The sequence below is a fragment of the Roseomonas sp. OT10 genome, assembly GCF_020991085.1.
GTDB classification, from domain to species: Bacteria; Pseudomonadota; Alphaproteobacteria; order Acetobacterales; family Acetobacteraceae; genus Roseomonas; species Roseomonas cutis.
In genome coordinates, this window is record NZ_CP087719.1 from 2,063,304 (window position 1) to 2,084,185 (window position 20,882).

Here is a 20,882-nt window from a genome sequence, read left to right on the forward strand (position 1 = left end):
CGGGCCAAGCTCAGACGGCCCGGATGTCCTTGTCCTTCTCCGCCAGCGCTTCCTCGATCTTCTTCACGTACTGATCGGTCAGCTTCTGCACGTCGTCGGACCAGCGCTTGGAATCGTCCTTGCCGATCTCGGACCTCGTCTCCCAGCCCTTGATCGTCTCCATGCCGTCGCGGCGCACGCCGCGGATGGCGACCTTCGCCGCCTCGGCATACTTGGCCGCCTGCTTGGCCAGGTCGTTGCGGCGCTCCTGGGTCAGCGGCGGCAGGGGGACGCGGATCACCTGCCCCTCCGCCTGGGGGTTCAGGCCGAGGTTGGCGTCGCGGATCGCGACCTCCACCGCCTTGGTCACGGACTTGTCCCAGACCTGGACGGAAAGAAGGCCAGGCCCGGCCACGGAGATGTTGGCGACCTGCGACAGCGGCTGGTTGCTGCCATAGGCCTCGACCCGGATCGGCTCCAGCAGGGCGGGGCTCGCGCGGCCGGTGCGCAGGCCGGAGAACTCCTTGCGCAGCGTCTCCAGCGCGCCATCCATGCGGCGGGTCAGGTCCTTCTTCAGGGTGCCCAGATCGGGTGCGGCGGCCATGTCGGGATGTCCCTGGTCAGTGCTCCACGACCGTGGTGAAGCGGCCCTCGCCCCGCATGACCGCGGTGAAGGCGCCCGGCTCGTGGATGTTGAAGACGATGATCGGCAGCTTGTTCTCGCGCGCGAGCGAGATGGCGGCGGCATCCATCACCGCCAGGTCACGGGCCAGCACGTCGAGGTAGGTCAGCGTGTCGTAGCGCTCGGCCTGCGGGTTCTTGCGCGGGTCGGCGGCGTAGATGCCGTCCACCTGCGTGCCCTTCAGCAGCGCGTCGCACCCCATCTCGGCGGCGCGCAGGGCGGCGGCGGTGTCGGTGGTGAAGAAGGGGTTGCCCGTGCCGCCGGCGAAGATGACCACGCGCCCCTTCTCCATGTGGCGGATGGCGCGGCGGCGGATGAAGGGCTCGCAGACGCTGGCCATCGGCACGGCGCTCTGCACCCGGGTCACGACGCCGATCTTCTCCAGGGCGCTCTGCATGGCCAGCGCGTTCATCACCGTCGCCAGCATGCCCATGCCGTCCGCCTGGGCCCGGTCCATGCCGGAGGCCGCGCCGGCGATGCCGCGGAAGATGTTGCCGCCGCCGATGACCAGGCAGACCTCGGTCCCCAGCTCCACCACGCCCTTCACGTCCTGGGCGATGGCAGCCACCGTGGCATTGTCCAGCCCGTAGTCCCGGGCGCCCATCAGCGCCTCCCCGGAAACCTTCAGGAGCACGCGCTTGTAGGTCGGGGCAGTCATCCGGCGGGTGATTCCTCAGGGCAGCGGAAGCTACGCGAGCGGCCCGGCCAGCACAACCGGCCGACGGTGCCGCGGTGGCAGGGGGGCGGGGTTCCCCGGAGCCATCCCGCTCCGGGGGACCCCGCCGCGACGGTCAGGCCTTGGCGGTGCCGGCGGCCGCGGCCACCTCGGCGGCGAAGTCGCCGGTCTGCTTCTCGATGCCCTCGCCGAGCTGGAAGCGGGCGAAGCCCGTCAGCTTGGCGCCGGCCTTCTCGGCCACCTTGCGCACCCGGCTCTCGCCGTCATGCACCCAGACCTGCTCCAGCAGCACCACCTCCTCGTAGTACTTGCGGATGCGACCCTCGACCATCTTCTCGATGATGGCCTCGGGCTTGCCGGAGGCACGGGCCTGCTCCGAGAGCACCGCCTTCTCGCGCTCCAGGGCGGCCGGGTCGACGGCGTCGATGTCGAGCGCCTCCGGGCGGGTGGCGGCGACGTGCATGCCGACCTGGCGGCCCAGCGTCTCCAGCGCGTCCAGCTCGGTCGCGCCCTCGACGGCCACCAGCACGCCGATCTTGCCCAGGCCGGGCTTCACCGCGTTGTGGACATAGGTCGCCACCACGCCCTGCGGCACGGTGAAGACCTTGGCGCGGCGGATCGTCATGTTCTCGCCGATCGTGGCGATCAGCGAGGTCAGCTTCTCGGCGACCGTGCCGCCGCCCGGGAAGGCCGCGGCCTTGATGGCCTCCACGTCCTCGCCGGCCTCCAGCGCGACCTTCGCCACGGCGGCGGCGAAGTCCTGGAACTGCTCGTTGCGGGCGACGAAGTCCGTCTCGGCGTTCACCTCGACCATCGCGGCCTTCAGCGGGGCGGAGGCGACGGCGACCAGGCCCTCGGCAGCGACGCGGCCGGACTTCTTGGCGGCGGCGGACAGGCCCTTCTTGCGCAGCCAGTCGACCGCGGCCTCCATGTCGCCGCCCGTCTCCACCAGCGCCTTCTTGCAGTCCATCATGCCGGCGCCGGTCTTCTCGCGCAGGTCGCGGACCAGGGATGCCGTGATCTCGGCCATGGGTGTTCTCCTGGAATCATCCGGCGCGGGACTCGCCGTCCCGCGCTTCCTATCTCGGCCGGGCCTGGCCCGGTACCGTCATTCATGCCCGCCCGCACCCACCCTCCGCGGGCGGCGTCGGCCGGGCCACGGGGCGGTAGCAGGGGCGGCAGGGGGCACCACCGGGGGCGGGAGGCGGCAGGCCGCCATCCCCGGCGAGGGGATCAGCCGGCGCGGTTGCCGTCGTCCTGGTTGCCCTGGACCAGCGCCTCCATCTCGGTGGCGGGCAGGCCGACGGTCGGGCTGGACTGCACCTCGCCCTCCAGGGCGGGGCCGGCCTCCGGCGCCACCTCGGCCGAGAGGCCGGCGGCCAGCTCGTCCGTCGCCGCCTCGGCCAGGTCGTCCGGCATCACGCCCTCGTCCAGGCTCTCCTGGGCGCCCAGGTCGACGCCCGAGGCCTGCAGCTCGGCGCTGATGCCGTCGAAGACGGCGCCGGCGACCATGTCGCAGTACAGGTTGATGGCGCGGATCGCGTCGTCATTGCCCGGGATCGGGAAGGCCACGCCCTTCGGGTCGGCGTTGCTGTCGCAGACGGCCACGACGGGGATGCCGAGCTTGTTGGCCTCCTCGATCGCCAGCTTCTCCTTGACGGTGTCGATCACGAAGATGATGTCGGGCAGCCCGCCCATCTCCTTGATGCCGCCCAGGGCTCGGTCCAGCTTCTCCTTCTCGCGCGTCAGCATCAGGACCTCCTTCTTGGTGAGGCCCTGGGTGTCGCCGGCGAGCTGCACCTCCATCTGCTTCAGGCGCTTGATCGACCCGGTGATGGTCTTCCAGTTCGTCAGCATGCCGCCCAGCCAGCGGTGGTTGACGTAGTACTGGCCGCAGCGCGTCGCGGCCTCGGCCACGTACTCGGCGGCGGCCTTCTTGGTGCCCACGAACAGCACGCGCCCGCCGGCCGCGACCACGTCGCGCACCGCCTTCAGGGCGCGCTCCATCATCGGCACGGTCTGCTGCAGGTCGAGGATGTGGACCTGGTTGCGGACGCCGAAGATGTAGGGCGCCATCCGCGGGTTCCAGCGGCGCGTGTGGTGGCCGAAGTGGACGCCGGCCTCGAGCAGGCCGCGCAGGGTGACTTCCGGCATCGCCATGGGGCGAATCCTTTCCTTCCGAACAAGTCCGGTTGAGCCTCCGCGGCGCTGAACCCCCGGATGGGGGACCGGACCCTTGCCGCGTATCTCGGAAGGGCGCGCCGCGTGCGGATTTGCCGCCGCCAGGGAACCCCGGCGGCGACGGTCGGCATATGGCACGCGGCGCGGCGCGGATCAAGCCGGGGGCGGCTGCCCGCCGACCCTGCCGGCCGCGCTGCGGTTCAGCCCGGCCGGGCCATCGGCTCCACGCGGACGGCCAGCGCCTCGCGGTACACCACGTCCACATCCGTGCCCGGCTGGAGTCCGGTGACGAACTGCCGGAGCTGGGGGTCGCGGATGAAGGCCACGCGCTGGACGCCGCTCGGGCCGGTGAAGGCGACGCTCTGGCCCCCCGCGGCGACCTGGTCCACCCTGACCCGCACCCGCAGCGAATCCGCCGCGGCGATCCCGGGCATGCTGCCCTCCGGGGCGCGCGCGACGCCCGTGGCCAGGGTCGGGGTGGCGCCGGGGGTTCCGGCCACCGGGGCCACGGTGAAGGCCACGGCCTCCTGGAAGACAACGCGCAGCGTATCGCCGGCGCGGACCTGCGCCAGGTTCCGCACCGTGGGCGGCACGACGACCGTGACCTTCCGCCCGGTCGGTCCGCGCAGCAGGACCTCGCGCTTCGTCTGGTCCACCGTCTCGACCGTCGCGACCAGCTCCGTCGTCTCGGAGACGGCGACGGGATCGGGCGGGGTGCCGGCACAGCCGGCGGCGAAGGCGGCGAGGCCGAGTCCGCCCAGGAACACGGTACGGCGGGTCGGCACGGGGTAGCGCGGCATGGCCGGGGTTTCCTTTTCTCTCCCGGGCGGCAGCCTAACCCATCGTTGCAAAACCGCGAGGGGTTTCGCGGCGTCCCTCACGCGGCCATGACCCCTCCCACCCCGGGCAGCGCCTTGATCGCCTGGGCCAGCCGGGGGGAGACGTTCCAGGAGCCCGGAATGGCGATCTCCACCTCCCGCTGCCCGTCCAGGCGGGGAACCATGATGACGGTCGCCTTGCCCCGCCCCTCGCGCTGCAGCAGCTCCGCCACCGGGCGGATCGCCTCCTGCGCCTCGATCACCACGCGCAGCTCCTGCCGCACGGAGCCCGCCACCTTGTCCAGCGAGTCGCAATCCTGGGCGGTCAGGCGCAGCGTGTCCCCCTCCATCCGCGCCTCGGCGGTGAAGAGCACGGCCTGCCCCTCCCCCAGGATCTCCCGCGCCTTGGACAGCACCTCGGAGAAGCAGGTGACCTCGGTGGAGCCGGTGGCGTCGGAGATTCGCACCCAGGCCATGCGGCTGCCGGTGCGGGTGGTGCGCTCCTTGGTGCCGATCACCGTGCCGGCGAGGCGCAGCCGCCCCTGCCCCGCCCGCGCCGCCTGCTCCATCTTCGCGATCGGCGTCACCTTCAGCTTGGCCAGCGCCTCGCGGTAGCTGTCCAGCGGATGGGCGGAGAGGTGGAAGCCCACCGCCTCCGCCTCCTGCGACAGCCGCTCCAGCTGCGGCCAGTCCGGGATGGCGGGCAGGCGCAGCGGCGGGGCGGCGGCCGGGTCGGCGACGGCGCCGAACAGCCCGATCTGGTCGCTGGCCCGCTCCTCGGCCGAGGACTGGGCGCGGCGCAGGATCGCCTCCGCCCCGGCCACGACGCGGGCGCGGTTGGGGTCGAGGCGCTCGAAGGCGCCGGCGCGGGCCAGGTTCTCCAGCTGCATCTTGTTCAGCAGCTTCGGGTCCACCCGGTCGGCGAAATCCTCCAGCGAGCGGAAGGGCCCGGAGGCGTCGCGGGCGGCGACGAGGTCCTTCATCGCCCCCAGCCCGACGCGCTTCACCGCGGCCAGGGCGAAGCGGATGTTGCCCTCCTCCACCACGAACTCCGCGCCGGACTTGTTCACGTCCGGCGGCAGCACCTTGATGCCCAGGCGCGAGGCCTCCTGCATGTGGCCCGCGAGCTTGTCCGTGTTGCCGAGGTCGAGCGACATCGAGGCGGCGAGGAAGGCGACCGGGTAATTCGCCTTCAGCCAGGCGGTCTGGTAGGCGACGAGGGCATAGGCGGCGGCGTGCGACTTGTTGAAGCCGTACTCCGCGAACTTCTCCATCAGGTCGAAGATCTCGCCGGCCTTGTTCTCCGGCACGCCGTTCCGTGTGGCGCCCTCGACGAAGATCCTGCGCTGCGCCTCCATCTCCGCGCGGTTCTTCTTGCCCATGGCGCGGCGCAGCAGGTCGGCGCCGCCGAGCGAGTAGCCCGCCAGCTCCTGGCTGATCTGCATCACCTGCTCCTGGTAGACCAGGATGCCGTAGGTCTCCTCCACCAGGCTGCGCATCTTCGGATGCGGCGCGTCCCAGGGCTCGCCGTGCTTGCGCGCGCAATAGGCGGGGATATTGGCCATCGGGCCGGGGCGGTAGAGCGAGACGGCGGCGATCAGGTCCTCGAACCGGTCGGGGCGCATCATCTTGAGGACGTCGCGCATGCCCTGGGATTCGAACTGGAATACCGAGGCCGCGTCGCCGCGGGCCAGCATCTCGTAGGTCTTGCGGTCGTCCAGCGGGATGGCGGCGAGGTCGATCTCGACCCCCTGCCCCGCCAGGATGCCGACCGCCCGTTGCAGCACGGTCAGGGTCTTGAGGCCGAGGAAGTCGAACTTCACCAGCGAGGCGCTCTCGACATACTTCATCGAGTACTGCGTCACGAGGTCGGGCGAGCGCGGGTCGCGGTAGAGCGGCACGATCTCGATCAGCGGCTTGCGCCCGATCACCACGCCGGCGGCATGGGTGGAGGCGTTGCGGTACAGCCCCTCCAGCTCCAGCGCGGTGGCCAGCAGCCGCTCCACCGTCTCGTCCGTCTTCTGCAGCTCCTGCAGCCGCGGCTCGCCGTCGATCGCCTGCTGGAGCGTCACCGGCTTGGCCGCGTTGAAGGGGATCAGCTCCGCGATCCGGTTCACCTGGCCATAGGGCAGGCCCATCACCCGGCCCACGTCGCGCACCACCGCCTTGGCCTGGAGCCGGCCGAAGGTGATGATCTGCCCCACCCGGTCGGCGCCGTATTCCCGCCGCACGTAGTCGATCACCTCGTCGCGCCGGTCCTGGCAGAAGTCGATGTCGAAATCCGGCATCGACACGCGCTCGGGGTTCAGGAAGCGCTCGAACAGCAGGCCGAAGCGCAGCGGGTCGAGGTCGGTGATCTGCAAGGCCCAGGCGGCGACCGAACCGGCGCCCGAGCCGCGCCCCGGCCCCACCGGGATGTCGTGCGCCTTGGCCCACTGGATGAAGTCGGCCACGATCAGGAAGTAGCCGGCGAAGCCCATCTTCTCGATGATGTCGAGCTCGAAGGCGAGGCGCTCGCGATAGACCGAGCGGTCCCCGCGCCCGTCGAAGGTGCCGTGCGCGTCCAGCCGCGCCTCCAGCCCGCGCTTCGCCATGTCGCGGACCGTCTCCGCCTCGGTCATGCCGGGCTGCACCTTGGGGCAGATCGGCAGCTCCGGCTTGCGCGTCTCCGCCATCACGGCGCAGCGGCGGGCGATGGCCAGGGTGTTGTCGCAGGCCTCGGGCAGGTCGCGGAACAGTTCGCGCATCGCCTCGGCGGGCTTGAACCAGTGCTCCGGCGTGCAGCGCGGCCGCTCCGGCTCGGCGAGCGTGCGGCCATGGGCGATGCAGAGCAGCGCGTCGTGCGCCTCGTGCATCCTCGCCTCGGCGAAGTGGACGTCGTTGCCCGCCACCAGCGGCACGCCCAGCAGGTCGGCCAGCGCGATCAGCCCCGGCTCGGCGGCGCGGTCGCGCTCCGTGCCGTGGCGCGTCAGCTCCATGGCCAGCCGGTCGCCGAAGATCTCGTGCAGCCGGCGCAGCAGCGCCTCGGCCGGCGCCTGCCGCCCCTCCAGCAGCAGCCGCGCGACGGGCCCCGCCGTGCCGCCGGTCAGCAGCGTTACGCCGGCGGCATGCTGGCCGAGCTGGTCCAGGGTGATGCAGGGGCGGCCCGAGACATCCTCGCCCAGCCAGCCCAGCGAGGAGAGCGTCTGGACGTTCTCCAGCCCCTGCGCGTCCATGGCGAGCGCGACCAGCGCGTCCGGCTGGGCGCGCATGGGGTCGGGGCGTTCCTCGGTGGCGGTGCGGGAGAGCCAGAGCTGGCAGCCCATGATCGGCTGCACGCTCTCCTTGGTGGCGTACTGGGCGAATTCCAGCGCGCCGAACATGTTGGCCGTGTCGGTCAGCGCGACCGCCGGCATGCCGTGCTTGCGGGCGAGGCCCGGAAGCTTGTCGGCCTTGATGGCGCCTTCCGCCAGGGAATAGGCGGAATGGACGTGCAGATGGACGAAGTTGCCGGGCATGGGACCCAGCCTAGCACGCAGGGGCGAGTCGGTGACCCCGCGCGTCCCGTGACGGCATTCCCGTCACCCCATCCGGGACGGCGGCCCGGCCTGGTACCGGACCGCCGTCAGGCGAATGGGTCCATCGTCGGCGTCGCGTGGATCAGTCGACGAAATGAGGCTGCGGCAGGTCCGAACGGGACAGGGCGATACGCACGCCGATCTGCGCGGCAACCAGGGCAGCAAGACCAATCAGGGCGAAGACTTCGAGCATGGTCAATAACCTCCAAGACATCGGGTTACCGTTCCTCCCCAAGCTCATCGCCAATATGCATGCTGCACCGCACCAAGACAAGGGATAACACCTTGCCATCATGGGGTTTTTCGTAACCGAGCAGTGAATGATAGGTCTTATATTTCTACTTCGGCTCGACTGCTGGATCTTAGAACCCGTTTCATAACGGCTGAGGCGGGGTGAGCGGCGGGGGTTCTGCGCGTTCGGAGGGTGTCTGTGTGTCCTTCGAGGTGGCCCATGTGGACCCCTGCCGCCCGCGCGCAGCTTGCGCGCGGCTCCCAGCCTTATGCAACGTGCCTGACCGATGCCGAGTGGGCCCTGGTCGAGCCCTTCTTGCCAAGCCCTGCAAAGACCGGACGACCCCGGTCCTGGCCGATGCGGCGGGTGGTCGATGCGATCCTCTACGTGCTTCGTACCGGCTGCGCCTGGGCGCATCTGCCCCGCGACTTCCCGCCGCCCGGGACCGTGCACCGTTGGTTCCTGCGCCTCTCGCGCCGGGGCACCTTCGAGCGACTGGCGCACGCCCTCATCATGGCCGACCGCGAGCGGGTCGGCCGAGAGGCCTCACCGACAGCGGCGGTGTTGGACGCCCAATCCGTCCGCTCGGGCGGTGTCGGCGTGAAAGGTGTCCGCGGCTACGATGCCGGGAAGAAGGTGACGGGCCGCAAGCGCCACGCCCTGGTGGACACGGACGGTAGGCTCCTGCTGGCGGCCGTCTCGCCCGCCTGCCTGCATGACAGCCGCGGCGGTGCGGCCCTCCTGGCCATGTCGCGCCGCCCTTGGCCGTTCCTGGCCCGCTGCTTCGCCGACCGCGCCTACGCCGGTCCGCGTGTCGCCCGAGCCTCCCCCGTCGCCGTTACCATCATCGGCAGCGCACCCGGCCGGAAAGGCTTCGCCGTGCAACCCAGGCGCTGGGTGGTGGAGAGGTCCTTCGCTTGGTTCGGCCGATGCCGACGCCTCGCTCGCGATCACGAGGCCACCGTCGGTTCCGCCGTCGCCTTCTTCACCCTCGCCGCCGCCATGATCCTCGTCCGGCGTCTGGCTCAGCCGTTATGAAACGGGGTCTTATAGAAGAACTGCTCCCGAAGACTTGCGCCGCCCCTCCCTTCCCGCCACCCGCCGGCGCGGGAGGGCGGACCATCGGCCGGCCGGTGCCCCGCCCCATGGGGCGGATACAAGCCGTTGCACCGTCCCATCTTGCCCCGGGCGCCGCACCAGGAAGGATGGGGCCGGCAAGGACGGGCGGTGTTCGGCCCGCCCCGACCCGGCGCCACGCGCGAGGACCCCCGTTCCCATGAAGCGACGCACCGTCCTGACCCTGCCGGCCCTGGCCGCGTCCCCGGTCCTGGCCACCCCCCAGGGTGCCGCTGCCCAGCCTGCCGCCGCGGCGGCGCAACGCCGGCTCAGCGTGCTGGCCGATGCCGAGGCCGCGGAGGGTCGTTTCCTGCGGTCCGGGGTGCGGCTGGACGGGCCGGCCCTGGCCGCGGGCGAGCAGGTCTCCGTCACGCTGGCGGCGAGCGGCAGCGCCTCGGATGCGGATTTCGACTTCGGCCTGCTCGACGCGCTGGACAATGCCGCCGCCGCCTCCGACGGCACGGTGCGGCATGACGGGCGCGGGGGGCTCACCCTCCTGCCCGGGCATCCCAACCCGCTGGTCTGGACGGCCTTCGTGCGGCCCTGGCACAGCCGCGCCGGGGACCGGCAAAGGCGGCTGACCCTCTCCGACCCCCGCGGCGCCAGGCTTGCCACGGCCAGCGCGTCCAGCACCCTGCGCAACACCAAGCCGCGGCCGGAGGGGATGGAGGATTTCCTCCGCCCCGGCGACGCCTGGTTCGACCTCGATCATCCGGGGGCGGTGACGCTGGACGCGGCCGGCCGCGTGGAAGCGGTCCGCGACCGCAGGAGCGGCGCGGTGCTGGCGCAGCCCGATGCCGCCCGTCGCCCGGCCTTCCGGCGTGGCGAGGCCGGCACGCCCGCCGCGATCGAGACCGCCGGCAGCCAGTACCTGGAATGCGACGACCCGGGCCTCTGCGCCGCGCTGGACGCCGGCGCCAAGGCGCGGCTGATGGTCGTCGTCGTGGGCGAGCTGACGGGGACGAACGGCAGCGCGCCGATGGACATCATGGGCATCGGGCGCCGCGACCAGCCCAGCCGCTTCGCCTTCCTGCTGCGGGCGGAGGGCGGTTCCGGCAACCCCTTCTCGCTGGGCCGGCTGGTGGAGCTGTCCGGCAAGCCGCGCTACGCCGCCGGGGTGGTCCTGCCGACGCCCACCGAGCCTGGCCGGCGGCAGGTGCTGATGGCCTCCTGGGACGGGCTGCACCACATCCTGCGGCGCGACGAGGCGGAGACGGCGGAGACGGCGACGGTCCCGCTGGGCGCCGCGCCCAACGACCTCATCGTGCTCGGCGGGCGGGCGCCCTTCAACGCCGTGACGGGCGCGCGGTTCCGCTACCGCGCCGTGCTGATGCTCCGCCGCAACCTGGACAACCACGAGCGCCAGCTGCTCGGCGACGCCCTGGCGAGGCGCTACGGCACGCCGCCGGTGAGCGTGGTGCCGCTGCTGGACCTGAAGCAGGCGGGCTACCGGCTGCGGAAGGCGGACCACTTCGCCGGCCCGCCGAGGCTGGAGAGCGGCGACGGCCGGGGCTGGACCCCGCGGCAGGGCGGGCCGGCCAACGTGAACGAGAACGGCGGCAGCCTGTGGTCGGGGGCGGCGAAGGCGGGCTCCTTCACCATCGACCCGACGGCCCCCAGGGTGCGGGCCGCCGGCTACACGCCGCTGCGGCCGGTGGACGACCCGCTCGGCGGGCTGAACCTGGCGCTGGAGCCGACGCCGCCCGCCCTGGCGCCGCTGACGGTCACCAGCAACATGGGCCCGGTGGGCCCGCTGCCCTACCTGTCCGGCGCGATCAACACCCGCGCCTGGGTCGGCGCCTGGGACATGAACGGCGTCTGGAGCACGCTGCTGGAGGGCTGGGAGGGACAGGGGCAATGGTCCGCCGCCTGGAAGCTGCCGACCCATGGCGGCTGGCCGCCCGAGCAGGACGACATGGAGCATTTCGGGCGCAAGGACCACGCCAGCGCCTCCTGCCACCCGCATGTGGACCCCAAGCCCACCACCGTCAGCTTCCCGGTGGAGGACGGGCTGAACGAGTACCTGTCGGAGAACACCCCGACCCACATCCGCTTCTATTGCAACCGGGTGATGGTCAGCGAGCGGGAGCGGCCGCTGCAGCACCAGGTGATCTGGTACTTCCAGATGAACAACGAGTGCGGCCGCGGCGCGAACTGGATGCCGGCGCCCAGCGCCGACCAGCGCTGGCCCGCCTTCACGCGCCTCCAGCACTGGATGCTGTTCCGCAAGCCCGTCGCCGCCCCGGCGCTGATCCCCGGCACCCTGCCGGAGACGGCGGCGATCCTGGATGCGATGGGCCCGGCGGTGCGGCCGGCGGCGGGGTCCGCCCGCGCGAGGGCGATCGACGGCAGCGTCCGCCTGCTGCGATCCATGACGCCGTTCTGGCATCCGGGCCGCAGCGCCTGGGACATGCTGGACGGGCTGGGCTTCTGCACCGGGCTGGACGAGGCGGCGGCGCTGCTCAACTGGAAGGCGCCGCGGGGGCCGGCGCTGGGCAGGGGCAACGGGCTGCGCTGGTCCGCGGCAGGGGGCTTTGCCGGCAGCCCGGGGACGGCAGGGCTGGACACGCGCCTGGCGCCCGCCCCCGACTGGGGGGGCGCCTTCACCACGCCGCTGCACCATGTCTCCGTCATCGTCGACCAGGTCAGCGGGAACGACCTGCTGCTGGCCAGCGGCACGGACGGATCGGCGAAGCTGCAACTGCGGCTGCAGCCGCTCGGCCCCGCGCCGCGCTGGCTCTACGCCCCCGTCCACGGCAGCGCCCTGCCCTGCGCCACCCCGCGGGGCTTCGCGGGCCATATCCTGTTCAGCCGCTTCGGACGCACCGTGATGCCGTACCTGGACGGCGATTACGGCGCCACCGTCGGCGGCATCGGCTCGGAGACGGCGCCGGACGGGCAGAGCGTGCGACTGCTGGTGGGCAGCAGCGCCCGGCTCCAGGGCTGGAGCCTGGGCGGGGCCCTGACGCCGGAGGAGGTGGCCCTGTTCCATCGCGAGGCCGTCGCGCCGGTGCTGGCGGCGCTCCGGGGGTAGCGCCGCCGTCCCCGCCTCCCGTTTCAGTCGCGCGTGGCGACGAAGAACAGCCTGGGGAAGGGCAGCAGCACCGTGCCATCCTCCAGCGCGGGATAGGCCCGCGCCACCCCCGCCTCGTAACGCCGCAGGAATTCCGACCGCTCCGCCGCGTCCAGCGGGTCGAGGAAGGGCCGCAGCCCGCTGCCCTTGAACCACTCCACCACGGCCGCCGCGCCACCGGCCAGGGGGTGGTGGTAGGTGGTGATCCAGGCATCGACCCGTGTACCCAGGCCGCGCAGGGTGGCGACGTACCACCCTGCCCCGCGGCGCGGCGCCCGGGCCGCCGTGGCCGCCGCCAGCCTGGCGGCCCAGGGTCCTTCCGCCGCGACCTCCCGCATCAGCCGGTGGGCCGGCTCGTCGAGGTTGTCCGGCATCTGCACCGCGAGCTGCCCGCCCGGCGCCAGGCGCCGCACCAGCGCCGGCAGGAGCGCGGCGTGGTCGGGCACCCATTGCAGCGAGGCGTTGGCCAGGATCACGTCGTACCGCTCGGGACCGTCCCAGGCCGCGATGTCGCCGAGCACGAACGCCACCTCCGGGAGGCGCTGCCGGGCGGCCGCCAGCATGTCCGCGGAGCTGTCGAGGCCGGACACGGCCGCCCCGGGGAAACGGGCCCGCAGCAGCTCCGTGGAGTTGCCGGGACCGCAGCCGAGGTCGATGGCCGCCGCCACCGGCCGCTGGGGAAGCTGGGCCAGCAGGTCCCGCACCGGCCGTGTGCGCTCGTCCTCGAACCGCGTGTACTGCGTCGCCGACCAGGTCATGTCCCGTCCCCATCCGCCATGGATCATCCATGGCCCGGCAGGCCGGGTGGAGGCCAGCCGGACCGGTTGTCCCCCGGCAGGCCCACCCCGGCCCGCCGTCCCGATGACGCGCGCGCGAGGCGCTCCCGGCCCGGCGGTGGCCGGTGCGTGGGCCATCCCCGGACAGCGCCCCAGCTTCAGCGGGACGTCCGGCCCTGGCAACGGGCCGGCACGGCGGGCAGGAATTGCGCTTCCACCCGCCTGCCCCATCATCAGGGCGCCGCCCGCCGGAGATCCCTGACCTGAACGACGCCCGAGTCGAGGCCCAAGCGCCGGCCAGCCCGCCGCCCTCCAGCCTGCCGGAGGTGAATCGGAGCGTGGCGGTGCCGCGGCACGGGGCGGTGCTGCGGCGCTTCGCCGCCTTCCTCGGGCCGGGCTACCTCGTCGCCGTGGGCTACATGGACCCGGGGAACTGGGCCACCGCGCTCGCGGGCGGGTCGGCCTTCGGCTACACGCTGCTCTCCGTCGCGCTGCTCTCCTCGCTGATGGCGATGCTGCTCCAGGCGCTCTGCGTGCGGCTGGGGATCGCGACGGGGCAGGACCTGGCGCAGCTCTGCCGCAGCCGCTTCCCGCGCTGGGCCTCCCTGCCCCTCTGGGCGCTGGCGGAGCTGGCGATCTGCGCCACCGACCTCGCCGAACTGATCGGCACGGCCATCGCGCTGCAACTGCTGTTCGGCATCCCCCTGCTCTATGGCGTGGTGCTGACGGCGCTGGACGCCTTCCTGATCCTCTGGCTCCAGCACCGGGGGGTACGGTGGGTGGAGGCTCTGGTGGCCGGGCTGATCCTGCTCATCCTCGGCTGCTTCGTGGTGCAGGTGGCGCTGTCCGACCCGGAATGGGGGGCGCTGCTGCGCGGCTACCTGCCCTCCGGCTCGATCGTGACGGACCGGCGGCAGCTCTACCTGGCCATGGGCATCCTCGGCGCCACGGTGATGCCGCACAACCTCTACCTCCACACCGCCCTGGTGCAGTCCCGGGCCATCGCCCACGACCTGCCGGCGAAGCGGGAGGCGATCCGCTTCGCGAGCTGGGACAGCTCCCTCGCCCTGACCGTGGCGCTGGTGGTGAACTCCGCCATCCTGATCACCGCCGCGGCCGTCTTCCACGCGGGCGGGCAGCACGAGGTGGCCGAGCTGCAGGACGCCTACCGCCTGCTGGCGCCGATGCTGGGCAGCGCGGCGGCGGCCAGCCTCTTCGCCGTGGCGCTGCTGCTGAGCGGCATCAACTCCACCGTCACCGCCACCCTGGCCGGGCAGGTGGTGATGGAGGGCTTCCTGCACATCCGCCTGCCGCCCTTCATACGCCGGCTGATCACCCGGGGCATCGCCATCATCCCGGCCGTGGCCGTCACCTGGGCCTATGGCGAGACGGGGACGGCGGAGCTGCTGGTGCTGTCGCAGGTGGTGCTGTCGCTCCAGCTTCCCTTCGCCGTCGTGCCCCTGATGCTGTTCGTCGGCAGCCGGCGGAGGATGGGGCCGCTGGCCGCCCCGGCCTGGCAGATGGCGCTGGGCTGGGCCTCGGCCGCGCTGATCCTGGCGCTGAACGCCAAGCTGATCTGGGACTTCCTGGCCGGGCCGGGCTAGCCGCGCCCCCTTCCTTCCGGCCGGGTCGCGGACGCCCGCAAACCGTGGGGCCGGACGGGTGGCGCCGGGGCCGGGGCGCCCCCACATTCCGCCCCGGCCATGAACCTCCTCACCCCCCCCGTCCTGTTCACGCCGGTCAAGCGGGAATCCCCCCCCCCGCAGCGCCCGCTGACGGTCGTCTCCCCCTTCGAGCCCGGGGGCGACCAGCCGACCGCCATCGCCGACCTCGTGGCCGGGCTGCGCCAGGGGGAGCGGGACCAGGTGCTGCTGGGCGTCACCGGCTCGGGCAAGACCTTCACCATGGCCAAGGTGATCGAGGCGGTGCAGCGCCCGACCCTCATCCTGGCGCCGAACAAGACGCTGGCGGCCCAGCTCTATGGCGAGATGAAGTCCTTCTTCCCCGACAACGCGGTCGAGTACTTCGTGTCCTACTACGACTACTACCAGCCGGAGGCCTATGTCCCCCGGACCGACACCTACATAGAAAAAGACAGCCAGATCAACGAGCAGATCGACCGGATGCGCCACTCTGCCACCCAGGCGCTGCTGGAGCGGGGCGACGTGGTGATCGTGGCCTCCGTCTCCTGCATCTACGGCATCGGCTCGGTCGAGACCTATTCCGGCATGACCGTGCGGCTGGAGAAGGGCGGGCGGATCGACCGCGACGTGCTGCTCAAGGCGCTGGTCGAGCAGCAGTACCGCCGCAACGACGCCGCCTTCCAGCGCGGCACCTTCCGCGTGCGCGGCGAGAGCGTGGACATCTGGCCCTCGCACATGGAGGACCGCGCCTGGCGCGTCTCCCTGTTCGGCGACGAGGTGGACAGCCTGCGCGAATTCGACCCGCTGACCGGCGAGATCTCGGGCGAGATGGAGCGCGTGGCGATCTACGCCAACAGCCACTATGTCACGCCCCGCCCGACGCTGATCCAGGCGATCAAGCAGATCAAGGTCGAGCTGCGCCAGCGGCTGGAGGAGCTGACCGCCGAGGGCCGGCTGCTGGAGGCGCAGCGGCTGGAGCAGCGCACCACCTTCGACATCGAGATGCTGGAGACCACCGGCGTCTGCAAGGGCATCGAGAACTACTCCCGATACCTCTCCGGTCGCGGTCCCGGGATGCCGCCGCCGACACTGTTCGAGTACCTGCCGGACAACGCCCTGCTGGTGGTGGACGAGAGCCACGTCACCGTGCCGCAGATCGGCGGCATGTACCGGGGCGACTTCGCGCGCAAGTCGATCCTGGCCGAGCACGGCTTCCGCCTGCCCTCCTGCATGGACAACCGACCCCTGAAGTTCGAGGAGTGGGACAGCTTCCGCCCCAACTCCGTCTTCGTCTCCGCGACGCCGGGCCCGTGGGAGATGGAGCGCACCCAGGGCGCCTTCGCCGAGCAGGTGATCCGCCCCACCGGGCTGATCGACCCGGTCACCGAGATCCGCCCCGTCGAGGGCCAGGTGGACGACCTCCTCGCCGAGTGCCGCGCCATCCGCGAGAAGGGCGGCCGCGTGCTGGTCACGACGCTGACCAAGCGCATGGCCGAGGACCTGACCGAGTACATGACGGAGACGGGCATCAAGTGCCGCTACCTCCACTCGGACGTGGACACGCTGGAGCGCATCGAGATCATCCGCGACCTGCGCAAGGGCGTCTTCGACGTGCTGATCGGCATCAACCTGCTGCGCGAGGGGCTGGACATCCCCGAATGCGCCCTGGTCGCGATCCTGGACGCGGACAAGGAGGGCTTCCTGCGCTCCACCACCTCGCTGATCCAGACCATCGGCCGCGCCGCGCGCAACGCCGACGGGCGCGTCGTGCTCTATGCCGACCGCATGACCGACAGCCTGACCCGCGCGCTGGGCGAGACGGAGCGGCGCCGGGCCAAGCAGCAGGCCTACAACGAGGCGAACGGCATCACGCCCCAGACCATCCGCCGCGACATCGCCGACGTGCTGCAATCCGTCTACGAGCAGGACTACGTCACGGTGGACGCCGTGGAAGGCTCCGAGACGGCGCATTTCGTCGGCAAGGACCTGCGCTCCTCCATCGCGGAGCTGGAAAAGCGCATGCGCGCCGCCGCCGCCGACCTGGAGTTCGAGACCGCCGCGCGGCTGCGCGACGAGATCAAGCGGCTGGAGGCGATGGAGCTGGGCCTCGACGCGCCCATGCCCTCCGGCCGGGAGGCCAGGCCGAAGGGCGACTGGAAGCCGAAGCCGCTGGGCCCGGGGGGCGGCGGCTACGACCCGGAGAAGAAGGCCGCGCGCGGGCGTGGACGCCGGCGCGCAGGCCCCTGACAGGCGACGCGGCTACCAGCGGTAGCTGATGCTGCCCAGCACGTTCAGCCGGTTGCCGTAGAAGCAGGAAGACTCGGTGGCGCAGCGGCCGACATAGCGCGTGTCGAACAGGTTGCTGGCGTTGACCGCGGCCTGCAGCCCCTTCAGCGACGGGCTGAGCTGCCCGAGGTCGTAGCGCACCGCCGCGTCGAACAGCGTGGTGGAGGGCACCACCGCGCCCCCGGTGTTGGTGGCGGAGGTGTTGCCCAGGAAGCGGACGCCGAAGCCCAGCCCCAGCCCTGTCAGCCCGCCGGAACCCTCCTGGAAGGTGTAGTCGGCCCAGGCGGCGACGTTGTTCTTGGCGACGCCGTTGGGGCGGTGGCCGATCTCGGCGGTATTGCTGCTTTTGGTGATCTCGGGGTCGAGGTAGGTGTAGTTCGCGATCACGCTCAGCCCGCGCGCGAGGCTGGCGACGCCCTCGATCTCCACGCCGCGCACCCGTACCTCGCCGACCGGCAGCTGGTTGAAGAGGTTGTTCGGATCGGCCGTCAGCGTGTTGCGCTGGGTCAGGTGGAAGGCGGAGACCTGGATCAGGCTGTTCACCCCCGGCGGCTGGTACTTGATGCCCACCTCGTACTGCTCGCCCTCCAGCGGGTCGAAGCCGCGGCCATAGGCGTCCACGCCGATCTGCGGCTGGAAGGAGCGCGCGTAGGAGGCGTAGGGCGCGAGGCCGTTGGGGGCGAGGTAGAGCAGCCCCGCCCGCCAGGTGAAGGCCTCGTCGTTCTGCTCGCGCGTCGTGGTCGGGCTGTTCGCGCGGTTGGCGACGTCGGCCAGGGCCCAGTCCTGCCGGATGCCGGCGGTCAGCACGAAGCGGTCGAAGCGGATCTGGTCCTGGGCGTAGAGGCCGTACTGCGTCGTCACCTGGCGGTCGTTCAGGTTGGGCGGCGACAGCTTCGGGATGGTCGCGCCGTAGACGGGGTTGAACAGGTCCAGCGAGGCGACCGGCGCGAAGGCCTGGAGGTTGCGGTAGAAGATCTGGCTGTAGTCGAAGCCCATCAGCACCTGGTGGTTCAGCGGCCCGGTGGCGAAGCGCGCCTGGACCTGGTTGTCCACCTGGAAGGTGTTGACGTCGATCTCCGGCCGATAGGCGAAGCGGTTCAGCGTGCGTCCGTCGCTGGCCAGCCCCACGCCGTAGACCTGGGCCCAGTCGATGCCGGTATGGCCGTAGCGCAGGTTCTGCTGCACCGACCAGACATCGTCGAAGCGGTGCTGCAGCTCGTAGCCGACGCCGTACTGGGTGCGGTTGAAGCGGTCGAAATCGGGCTCGCCGGTGAAGCGGCGCGTCGAGATGCGGCCATAGGGCGTGCGCGTCACCGTGCCCTCATAGGGCAGGAACTGCCCGCCCGAGGTCTGGTCGCGCTGGTAGTAGCCCATCAGCGTGATGCGCGTGTCGCCGGTCGGCTGCCAGGTGACGGCCGGGCCGAGGTAGACGCGGTTGTCCTTGACGCGGTCCACCTGCGTGTCGCTGTCGCGCAGCAGGCCGGTGATGTTGTAGGTCCAGGTCCCGTCGGGCGTCAGCCGGCCGGTCGAGTAGCCCTGCCCCTGCCACCGACTGTAGGAGCCGGCGGTGAGCCGCACCTCGCCGGACGGCTCGTCGCTCGGCCGGCGCTGCACCATGTTGATCAGGCCGCCGGGCGCGATCTGGCCGTAGAGCACCGAGGTCGGGCCGCGCAGCACCTCGTAGCGCTCCAGCCCGTAGGTCTCGAAGACGCTGCCGGCATAGCCCGTGTTGAAGCGCAGCCCGTTCAGGAACAGGCCGTTGTCCTGGGCGTTGAAGCCGCGCAGCTGGAACCAGTCCGTGCGCGAATCCGGGCCGTAGTTCTCGCCGCGGATGCCGGCGGTGTAGCGCAGCGCCTCGCCCAGCGTCTGGGCCTGGCGGCTGTCGATCTGGTCACGGGTGATGACGGAGATCGACTGCGGGTTCTCGATCAGCGGCGTGTCCGTCTTGGTGCCGGTGATCTGCTGGTTCGCGACGAAGCCGCGCACGGGGTCCAGGGCGCTCTCGCCGCGGCCCTGCACGTCCACCTCCGGCAGCACCGTCACGCCGTCATCGGCGCCCTGTCCCAGGGCGGGGTGACAGGCGAGCGTGCCGCCGAGCGCCGTCCCGGCGAGCAGGCAGAGGAGGAGCGTCGTGCGACGCCGGTGCGAGGTCATCGGGGCTCAAGGTCCTGCGGCCCCCACTCCCGCCATCCCGGTGCGGGAAAAGGTCCGTCGTTGCGAATTGCGACCGGGCATCAATAGGCGGCCGGACTCGTAATGCAAAGGCTTCTCATTTGCCTTTCGTCGCCGCCGCGCGGATCGTGCCATGCTGTGGCAGCCTTGCACCGCTCCCCCGGCAACCGTCGTCTTCGGGGTGGCGTTGGCCCGGCAATCATGACGGAGGCGCCGATCGCATGAAGCAACAGATCACCATCGCCCGGCCTCCGGAGGAGGTCTTCCGCTACCTCGCCGACCCGGCCCATGTCGTCGACTGGCTGCCGCAGCTCCGGCGCGAGGAGGGAGCCCTGCCGGAGGGAGAGCTGAAGGCGGACAAGGCCGCCGGGGTCGTGCGCTGGCGCTTCGAGCCGGCGGGCGAGTTCCGCGTCACGGGCGCCGGCCGGATCGCCACGGTGCACCTGACCCTGGAGCACGAGGTGGCGCGCCCGAACGACCCGACCGAGGCGGAGACGCCGCACGAGGCGGCGGAACACGGGATGGAGGCCGCGCTGCAAAGCCTGAAGTCCCACCTGGAGCGCGCCCATGGCGGCGACCCGGCCGAGCCGACGCAGGATGCGCCCAGCCGGCTTTTCGGCCACAGCGCCACGCAGGAACCGGGGATCTGAGCCGCAGGGCCCGACTGGCCCTCCCCCCTTGCCGGGGGGAGGGAGCCGCGCTTTCGTGTCCGCGCAGCACGACGCGGGCAAGGGGCCGGGTTCCATGGATGCCGCGCAGGGATGACGCCGCCGCTCTAACGCGGGCCGGTCATCGATGCCCATCACCACCTCTGGGACCTCTCGCTGGGCCGGCATCCCTGGATCACCGATGCCGGCGCGGGCGTCCGCGCCCTCGGGGACATCGGCTACCTGCGGCGGAACTACCTTCCGGACGACTACCTGCGGGATGCGGCCGGCCAGGGGATCGTGGCGACGGTCCATGTCGAGGCGCTGTGGGACCGCGCCCGCGACGCGCTGGAGGAGACGCTCTGGCTGGAATCGCTTCCCCGCCCCGAGGGGATCGCCGCCCGCTACGTCGCCCATGTCCCGCTGGATTCGCCCGATGCCGGGGAACGGGTGGCGGCGCAGGCCGCCATCCCGCGGGTCGCCGCGCTGCGCGAGACCATCCGCTGGCACCCCGATCCGGCCAAGCGCTGGACCCGCCGCGGGCTCGTGAACGAAGCCGGTTGGCGCCGCGGCCTCGCCGCGCTGGGGGCGCATGGGCTGGCGCTCGACCTGCTGATGAACCCGCACCAGTCGGAGGAGGTGGCGGCGCTGGCGGCGGACTTCCCGGACCAGATCTTCATCGTCAACCACTGCGGCACGCCGAACGACCGCGACGCGGAAGGGATCGCGCGCTGGAAGCGCGGCCTCGCCCTGATGGCGGCGCGGCCCAACATCGCCCTCAAGCTTTCGGAATTCGCCGGCTACGCCACCGATCATTCGTTGCCCGCGCTGCGCGACACCCTTCGCTGCTGCATCGACGCCTTCGGGCCGGGGCGCTGCCTCTTCGCCAGCGACTTCCCCGTGGCGAGGCGCCACATGGAATTCGCCCCCATGTGTGACGCCTTCCGCGCGATCCTCCGCGAATACACGCCGGAGGAGCAGCGCGCCGTCTTCCACGACAACGCCGCGCGCCTCTACCGCTACCCCTGACAGGAGCCTTCCGTC

General features: G+C 71.8%; 14 protein-coding genes. 6 read left to right on the forward strand and 8 right to left on the reverse strand.

The genetic code is table 11. From position 1 onward, the window contains the following. Positions 1-10: 10 nt before the first annotated feature. The 6 genes from frr to dnaE all read right to left on the reverse strand — a co-directional run bounded on the left by frr (position 11) and on the right by dnaE (position 7,833). Positions 11-583 carry a ribosome recycling factor gene (frr, locus tag LPC08_RS09565; protein ID WP_230452460.1) on the reverse strand — a complete coding sequence of 191 codons (573 nt, stop codon included), beginning with the start codon at positions 581-583 and terminating at the stop codon, positions 11-13. Between the two features lie 16 nt (positions 584-599). Beyond that, positions 600-1,319 (reverse strand): UMP kinase, encoded by a 720-nt coding sequence (pyrH, locus tag LPC08_RS09570; protein ID WP_230452461.1) that lies wholly within the window; start codon positions 1,317-1,319, stop codon positions 600-602. A gap of 133 nt (positions 1,320-1,452) precedes the next feature. Beyond that, positions 1,453-2,367, reverse strand: a complete 915-nt coding sequence (gene tsf, locus LPC08_RS09575; protein ID WP_230452462.1) for a translation elongation factor Ts — start codon at positions 2,365-2,367, stop codon at positions 1,453-1,455. Between the two features lie 203 nt (positions 2,368-2,570). After that, positions 2,571-3,497, reverse strand: coding sequence for a 30S ribosomal protein S2 (gene rpsB / locus LPC08_RS09580; protein WP_230452463.1), 927 nt, complete (start codon positions 3,495-3,497; stop codon positions 2,571-2,573). A 221-nt stretch (positions 3,498-3,718) separates the two neighbouring features. After that, positions 3,719-4,318, reverse strand: coding sequence for a hypothetical protein (locus LPC08_RS09585; protein ID WP_230452464.1), 600 nt, complete (start codon positions 4,316-4,318; stop codon positions 3,719-3,721). Positions 4,319-4,395: 77 nt separating this feature from the next. Further along, positions 4,396-7,833 carry a DNA polymerase III subunit alpha gene (gene dnaE / locus LPC08_RS09590; protein WP_230452465.1) on the reverse strand — a complete coding sequence of 1,146 codons (3,438 nt, stop codon included), beginning with the start codon at positions 7,831-7,833 and terminating at the stop codon, positions 4,396-4,398. Positions 7,834-8,344: 511 nt separating this feature from the next. On the opposite strand from dnaE, the gene LPC08_RS09595 reads away from it, so the two are divergent. Then, complete coding sequence (locus LPC08_RS09595; RefSeq protein WP_115353294.1) at positions 8,345-9,163, forward strand: IS5 family transposase; 819 nt, start codon at positions 8,345-8,347, stop codon at positions 9,161-9,163. Between the two features lie 238 nt (positions 9,164-9,401). After that, positions 9,402-12,275 (forward strand): LamG domain-containing protein, encoded by a 2,874-nt coding sequence (locus LPC08_RS09600; protein WP_230452466.1) that lies wholly within the window; start codon positions 9,402-9,404, stop codon positions 12,273-12,275. A gap of 23 nt (positions 12,276-12,298) precedes the next feature. On the opposite strand, the gene tam is transcribed toward LPC08_RS09600, so the two are convergent. Next, on the reverse strand, positions 12,299-13,072 hold the full coding sequence (gene tam / locus LPC08_RS09605) for a trans-aconitate 2-methyltransferase (RefSeq protein ID WP_230452467.1): 774 nt from the start codon (positions 13,070-13,072) through the stop codon (positions 12,299-12,301). A 281-nt stretch (positions 13,073-13,353) separates the two neighbouring features. Here tam and LPC08_RS09610 point away from each other — a divergent pair, with 281 nt between their 5' ends. Further along, positions 13,354-14,694 (forward strand): Nramp family divalent metal transporter, encoded by a 1,341-nt coding sequence (locus LPC08_RS09610; RefSeq protein ID WP_230453036.1) that lies wholly within the window; start codon positions 13,354-13,356, stop codon positions 14,692-14,694. A 99-nt stretch (positions 14,695-14,793) separates the two neighbouring features. Beyond that, positions 14,794-16,980, forward strand: a complete 2,187-nt coding sequence (gene uvrB / locus LPC08_RS09615) for an excinuclease ABC subunit UvrB (protein ID WP_230452468.1) — start codon at positions 14,794-14,796, stop codon at positions 16,978-16,980. Positions 16,981-16,992: 12 nt separating this feature from the next. On the opposite strand, the gene LPC08_RS09620 is transcribed toward uvrB, so the two are convergent. Beyond that, entirely contained in the window at positions 16,993-19,173 is a 2,181-nt protein-coding gene (locus tag LPC08_RS09620; protein WP_230452469.1) for a TonB-dependent siderophore receptor, read from the reverse strand. 239 nt (positions 19,174-19,412) lie between these two features. Between LPC08_RS09620 and LPC08_RS09625 the strand changes: the two genes are divergently transcribed. Continuing rightward, entirely contained in the window at positions 19,413-19,841 is a 429-nt protein-coding gene (locus tag LPC08_RS09625; RefSeq protein ID WP_230452470.1) for an SRPBCC family protein, read from the forward strand. Positions 19,842-19,982: 141 nt separating this feature from the next. Beyond that, the gene (locus LPC08_RS09630; RefSeq protein ID WP_255702338.1) at positions 19,983-20,867 is read left to right on the forward strand and encodes an amidohydrolase family protein; all 885 of its coding nucleotides are present in this window, start codon (positions 19,983-19,985) and stop codon (positions 20,865-20,867) included. Positions 20,868-20,882 lie beyond the last annotated feature (15 nt).